Source organism: Xanthomonas sp. (assembly GCF_017163755.1).
Lineage (GTDB): Bacteria > Pseudomonadota > Gammaproteobacteria > Xanthomonadales > Xanthomonadaceae > Xanthomonas_A.
In genome coordinates this window covers 21,209-27,536 of record NZ_JAFIWC010000046.1, presented here as the reverse complement: position 1 = coordinate 27,536, position 6,328 = coordinate 21,209, and the positions used below count along the sequence as shown (strand labels likewise).

Genomic DNA, 6,328 nt, shown 5'->3' with positions numbered 1-6,328 from the left:
GCACTGCGACTTAGCGGCCTGCCGCACTCCGCTCTCACCTCAACGGTATACCCGCATAAGACACAAGCGGCTTCAGCGGCGACCGGGCGTTGCCGGTAGCGCCCGGTCGCGGCTGAAGCCGCTCCTACAAAACTCGGTCGTGGAGGCTGACAAGCGTGCGGCCACCGCCTGGCGGCATGTTGCAGCGCTCGCACCCCGACGCAGCGCCGCAGCAACGCAAAACGCCCCGGCGGAGGCTGTCCGCCGGGGCGTTGGTCGGTGCGAGTGCGCCGCGATGGCCGATCGCGGTGTCGCTCAATAGCGCTGGCAGACGGTCTCGACCACGCGGTTGCCGTTGGTCTGCTGGCGCTGGCCCTGGATGTAGCGCCCGGTCGCGCCGCCGGCGACCGCACCGCCCACCGTGGCGAGCTTCTTGCCGTTGCCGCCGCCGACCTGGTTGCCGATCAGGCCGCCGATCGCCGCGCCGGCCAGGGTGCCGCCGATGCGGTTCGGGTCGGTGCTGTTCTTCTGCACCGCCTGCTTCTTGCAGTGCACGCGGGTGCCGTCGTTGAAGCGGCGGCCTTCGTCCTGCGGTCCGTAGGTGTGCTGCGCCTGCGCCAACGGGGCGGCGGCAGTGGCAACGGCGAGCAACGAAAGGCACAAGGTAGCTTTGAGCTGGTTCATGGTGGTCACTCCTGGTTGCGGAGCCGACGCGTGTTTGCCTGCATCGCGCTCTCGACGGGGACCACCTTTGCACCGGGATAGCGAATGGATCGTGAAGCGCGCCGCATCCGTTCAGCTTGTGCAGGAGCGCGTGAGCGTCAGCGAGGCGACGTCGCCTCGCCCGCCGCTGCGGTGGCCGCTGCCGGTACCGCGTCGCTCGCGGCGGGTGCGGTCGCCGGCACAGCCGCCGCAGGCTCGGACGCCGGTTCGGCACGCGGCGCCGGCGGGTCCTCGGCCGGCTTGGCCTTGGGCAGGTACTGCGCCATGCGCTCGAAGAAGCGCTTGTAGAAGTCGCCGTCCTGCACGGTGCTGCTGGCCACGCGCACCAGCGAATCGTCGCTGCTGCCGACCGGCAGCGACACCGAGCCGAGCACGCCCACGCCGACGCTGGCCGAGGTCGCGTTCTTCTTCAGCGCGTAGCGGTCCTGCAGCGCGCTGACGAACACCCACGCTTCGTCCTGCCCGTGCGGCACGCACGACACGCGCAGCTCCAGCTGCTCGTGCGAGTCTTCCTTGGGCTGGAAGTTCTTGGTGCCCTCGACCGCATCGGCGGTGGCCTTGGCCACCACGTAGCCCTGGCTGAGCAACGCGCGCCGTGCCGACTCGCAGGCCAGCGCCGGGGTCACCGGATAGCTGCGCGAATAGGTGTTGTCGGAGTTGAAGGTCTCCTTCACCAGGTTGTCCTGCTTGCGGTTGAAGCAGCCGCTCAGGCCGAGCGCGACCAGCGCGAGCGCGGGAAGGACCAGGAGTTTGGGGGCAACGGACATGGTCGGGAACCGGGATGGGAATGCGCCGGCAAGGATAGCCGCAACCGCGTCACGGCGGCCTCACCTGGCCGTGGCCGCTCATCCTGCGGTTAGCGAGCCCGGCGGCGGCGCCAGGGACAGGTCCAGGCGCAGCAGCGCGCCGTCGCGGGCGCGGCGCTCGGCGCGCAGGTAGTGGTAGCGGTCGAGCATCGCCAGCGTCGGCAGCGTCGCCAGCGGCTCGCCCCACAGGCTCAACGCGAAGCCGCGCGCGCGCAGCCAGTCGAGCAGGCGCTGCAGCCGCTGCTGGTCGCGCGGCAGCAGCAGGTCGGCGTCGCCGGGCGCGCGGGCGGCCCGGGCCGGATCGGCGCACCAGGCCGGGTAGCTGCCGTGCAGCCGGTAATCGAAGCCGTCTTCGCGCAGCGCCGCCAGCAACTGCGCGGTGCCCGGCAGGTCGATCGGTTCGCGCCGCTTCTGCAACACCAGCGCGTACTCGTGGCTGCGGTCGGTGGCGGTGTCGCCTGGTGCCAGCGCGCGCGGTGCGTCGCGCGGGTAGCACAGCACGCGCTCCTGGCAGGCGACGAACAGGCTGCCGAGGATGCGCGCCAGGTCCCAGGTCTGCGGCACGAACACGCCGCCGACCTGCGCGTTCTCCACCATCGCGATGCAGAAGCCATCGTCGCGCAGCTGCCGGCGCACGCCGTGGAACACCGCGCGCAGGCCGTCCAGGTATGCGGCGTAGTCGGCGCTGGCGTAGAGCTGCGCCGGCGCGCCGGCCACCGGCCAACGGCCAACGGCAGCCGAAGTACGGCACGTTGGTCAGGCACAGGTCGACCGGGGCGCCGGGCGCGAGCTGCGGCAACGCGCCGACCCGCACCTCGGCGGCGATGCCGTGGCGCTGCAGCCGCTCGCGCGCCAGCGCCGCGCGCGCCGGGTCGATCTCCACGCCCAGCCCGCGCCGCCCTTCCAGTTCGGCGGCCAGCAAGGTGCTGCCGAAGCCGCAGAACGGGTCCAGCACGCGTTCGCCGGGTGCGCTGAAATGGCGCACGAACGGGCGCATCTGGCCGACCCAGCCGCAGTCGCGCGCGCCCAGCGGATCGCGCCGGCGCAGGTCGTCGGGCAGCCGGTGCTCGGGCGGATCGGGCGGCGGGGTCCACCAGCTGCGCTCATCCATGGCCGGGGCGCCACAGCAGGTCGCGGTCCGGCTGCCAGCCGGCGCACAGCCGCCCGTCGGCGAAGAACACCAGCTTGTAGACGTCGCCGCTGTCGTGGCGCGCCTGCATCGCGCTGTAGTCGGAGGTCTCGAACACCACCTCCATGCCGTCGGCGGTGGCCATGCGCAGGTTCCAGAAGTAGTAGCCCTCGGTGATCTGCAACGGCCGCAGCGCGCGCCACCACGGCGCCGCCATGCATGCGCCCACCACCTGCTCCACCGACACGCGCTGCTGCGCCAGGTAGCGGTGCGTGCCGGTGGCGCGGTAGCCCTCGCCCAGCCGCGAGAACTCGCGGAAGATCACCGTCGAGGCGCCGGCCTGGCGCGCCCAGCGCAGGTAGCCGGCCACGCCATCGGCGTCGGCCACCCCGCCGTGCTGCAGGAGGCACACCATGCGCAGCGGCAACGCTTCGGCGATGCGTCGCGCGGTGGCCACGAACACCGCCGCATCGGCGATCGCCTCGCCATCGCGGAAGCGCATGATCGCGTCGTTCGCCGCCTGCTGCGGATGATGCCGCGACAGTTCCACCCACGACAGGCCGAAGCGGCGCAAGGCGTCCAGCAACGCCTCGCCCTGCCCGCGCGCCAGCCCGGCGCCGTTGCTGTACAGCACGCGCTGCTCGACTCGCAACCCGTCGCGCTCGGCCTCGCCCAGCGTGTGCAGCAGCTGCACGAACCAGGCCTCGTCGTCGGTCATTTCCAGGCCCGACAACGAATGCGACAGCGGCAGGCCGCGCAGCTGCGCCAGGGCCTGGCGCAGCTGCGCGAAGTAGTCCGGCGGCGGGCGCAGGCTGGCCGCGGCGGTGCCGCCGGCGTGCGGGCGCAGCGTCTCCGAGCAGAACCGTCAGCGCGCCGAGCATGGCCGCACCGACGCGTACGGGGTGAAGGTCACCGGCTGCGCGACGCGATAGTCGCGCCCGCCGATGCGCTGCACCCGCCAGCGCGTGGCGTCGTCGTTAGCCGGCACCCGCCATTCGAGCCGCGGCATGCATTCGCGCAACGAGGCGAACAAGGGCGAGCGTCCGCTCAGCGGCGGGCGCTGCGCGGGAACCGCCAGCGTGTCCATGCGCAGCTCCTACAGACGCGCGGCGTCGGCGCGTTCGCGCACCTGCGCGAAGGTCCAGTCGTGCAGCAGCCGGCCATCCTCCCACACCGTCACCATCGCATCGTCGTAGCCGGCCGGGCGCGCGATCTCGTCCAGCGACGCCGCCGTGGCCGGCACCGGCTCGGTGCGATAGCTGCCGTATTCGCGATGGCGCAGCAGGGTCATGCGTCCGCGCTTGCTGAGCTTGCCCTTGTCGGTCACCGGATCCTTGTAGACGTCGATCCACTTGCCGTCCACGCGCGCGGCCGAGCACTTTAGCGCGAACTTCTGCGTGTCGCGGTCCAGCCGCTGCAGCAGCGCGCCGCCCATGCCGAAGGCGAGGTTGTCGGTGGCGTAGCCGGCGCTGGTGACGCGCTCGAGGATCGCGCGGATGCTGGTCGGGTTGACCCCGTCGCCCTGGATCACCCGCACGTGGTTGAGCACCTTGTAGCCCTTGCCGTTGACGCTGTGGCCGAAGGCCTCGTCGAGCAGTTCCAGGCACTGGTGCACCACCGCGACCGGGTCGCCGGAGTCAGGGCGGATCACCACCGTGGCGCCGGAGGCGATCACCTCCTCGCGCAGCGTATTGCCCCAGTGCTCGCGGATCGCATGGAAGATGTCGTAGCTGTCGGACACCACCGCGACGATCGCGCCGGGCTTGCCGAACTGCCTGAGCATGTTGCGGTAGGCGTCCACCTCGCGCTCGCGGCCCCAGCTGGTGATGGTGCTGTGCTCGGCGGCGGGGATCGAATAGCCGGCCATCGGCTCGTGGTAGTGCGCGCGCGCCAGCAGCAGGCCGGAGACGGTGTCGGTGCCGAGAAAATTGACCAGATGCGACGCGCCGCCGATCGCCGCCGACTCCAGGCTGGACACCCCGCGCGCGCCGAAGTCGTGCAGCTTGAACGGCAGCTGCCCTTCCGGATCGTCGCTGGTGCGCTCCAGGAACTGGCGCAGGGTCTGCTTGGCGTGCCAGCTGACCGTGGCCACGGTCACCGGATACCAGATGCGCAGCAGCAGCGTCTCCAGGTACGAGGGCACCCAGTAGGCCTGCGCGTCGGTGGACTCGATGGTCATCAGCGCGTTGTGGGTGGGCACCACGCTGCCCTCGGGCACGGCGCGGATGCGGATCGGCAGCTGCCCGCCGAGGCGGTCGACGATGTCGCGCCAGCCGGCCTCGTTGAACGGTTCGCCGTGCGCGGCGAACAGCTCGCGCGCCTGGTCCACGTCGGCATGGGTGATCGGCGTGCCCAGCGCGTCCTTGAGCAGGCTCTGCAGGCCGAAGAACACGGTGCGGTCGTAGACGCCGCCGCGCGATTCGACGTAGAAGAACGTGGCATCGGTGCCGGCCGGATACTGCAGCCAGTGGCTGGCCTTGTAGCTGTCGGTGTTGAGCAGCAGGTTGTTCAGGTAGTGCATGACGGGAAGCTCCTTCGCGTCGGGGAAGGCCGGCGGTCTATCCGCCGGCCGGGAAGAGCCGCGATCAACCGCGGCCCAGGAAGAATTCCATCAGGTGCAGATGGTCCTCGAACAGTTTCGGGCCCATGCCGAGCACCTCGCTGACCGGGATCCAGCGCGCCTTGTCGGCATCGTCGCCGCCGCGCACCTCGGGCAGCTCGCCGAAGACGAACTCGAAATGGAACGCGTGGGTGATGGTGCGCCCGCGCAGGCTGCGCTCGGGATGGTCGAACACGTGGCGATTCTTCAGCGAGCCCTTGAGCACCGGCACCGGGATCTTCAGCCGGGTCTCCTCGCGCAGCTCGCGCAGGCAGGCGTCGAGCACGCTCTCGTGCTGGCCGACGAATCCGCCCGGCAGCGCCCACAGCCCCTTGCCGGGCGCGGCGCGGCGCCGCACCAGCAGCACATGGCCCGAATGCACCACCACCGCGTCGGCGGTGACGAAGGTCGGCGGATACGGCGCGTCCTTCCAGGCGTCGCGGTACTGCTCGATGAACTGGTACTCGGCGACCAGCTCCGCGTACGACGGCGAGTTCTTGCGAAACGCCTCGAGCATCTCGAACACCGGCGCCGGCACGTTGCCGCGCAGCATCAGCAGCGCGCCGTGGAAATCGATGCTGCCGGCCTCGAACAGGTAGCGCCGCAGCTCCGTCGCCGACAAGGTCTCGGTGTGCTGCACGTCGACCAGCGGCCACTGCGGGAACTCGCGCAGGTAATAGCTGCTGGCGTCCTTGTCCATGCCGACCAGGCCGATGCGTGCGTCGGCGCCGCCGCCGTCGGCGCGCACCGCGTCGGCGACCGCCGACTGCACCGCGGCGATCCACAGGCTCTCGTTGTAGAGGTGGTCGCGCAGCGGACGCAGGATCAGGCGCTCGCCGGCGCCGTCGAGCGCGGACTGGATCATCACGCTGCGTTCGGCCACGGTCCACGGATTGCGGATCGTGCGCGGAGTCTCGGCCGAGCCGATCAGGAAGATGAGTTTGCGCGCACGCGCCAGGGCGTGGCGGGCAACGGCGGCGTGGCCGTTGTGGAAGGGCTCGAAACGCCCGATGAAGACCAGGTAATCGTATTCCATGAGCATCCCTCACGGTGATTGGAGTCGCCGCGGGTCTATCCCTTGGCGTGCGGCAA

Annotated in this window: 4 protein-coding genes and 2 pseudogenes; all 6 read right to left on the bottom strand. The window is 70.9% G+C overall.

The genetic code is table 11. From position 1 onward, the window contains the following. Nucleotides 1-294 precede the first annotated feature (294 nt). A complete protein-coding gene (locus JR065_RS20605) occupies nucleotides 295-663 on the bottom strand; it encodes a glycine zipper 2TM domain-containing protein (RefSeq protein WP_206236356.1) in 369 nt (122 codons plus the stop codon). 137 nt (nucleotides 664-800) lie between these two features. After that, nucleotides 801-1,469 carry a DUF2242 domain-containing protein gene (locus JR065_RS20600; RefSeq protein WP_206236355.1) on the bottom strand — a complete coding sequence of 223 codons (669 nt, stop codon included), beginning with the start codon at nucleotides 1,467-1,469 and terminating at the stop codon, nucleotides 801-803. Nucleotides 1,470-1,547: 78 nt separating this feature from the next. Continuing rightward, nucleotides 1,548-2,619 (bottom strand): annotated as a pseudogene (locus tag JR065_RS20595) (DNA methyltransferase). Then, nucleotides 2,612-3,724, bottom strand: a pseudogene (locus tag JR065_RS20590) (hypothetical protein). The pseudogenes JR065_RS20595 and JR065_RS20590 overlap by 8 nt, the downstream one beginning before the upstream one ends. A gap of 9 nt (nucleotides 3,725-3,733) precedes the next feature. Further along, entirely contained in the window at nucleotides 3,734-5,158 is a 1,425-nt protein-coding gene (locus JR065_RS20585) for a nicotinate phosphoribosyltransferase (protein ID WP_206236354.1), read from the bottom strand. A gap of 64 nt (nucleotides 5,159-5,222) precedes the next feature. Beyond that, a complete protein-coding gene (locus tag JR065_RS20580) occupies nucleotides 5,223-6,278 on the bottom strand; it encodes a bifunctional nicotinamide-nucleotide adenylyltransferase/Nudix hydroxylase (protein WP_206236353.1) in 1,056 nt (351 codons plus the stop codon). Nucleotides 6,279-6,328 lie beyond the last annotated feature (50 nt).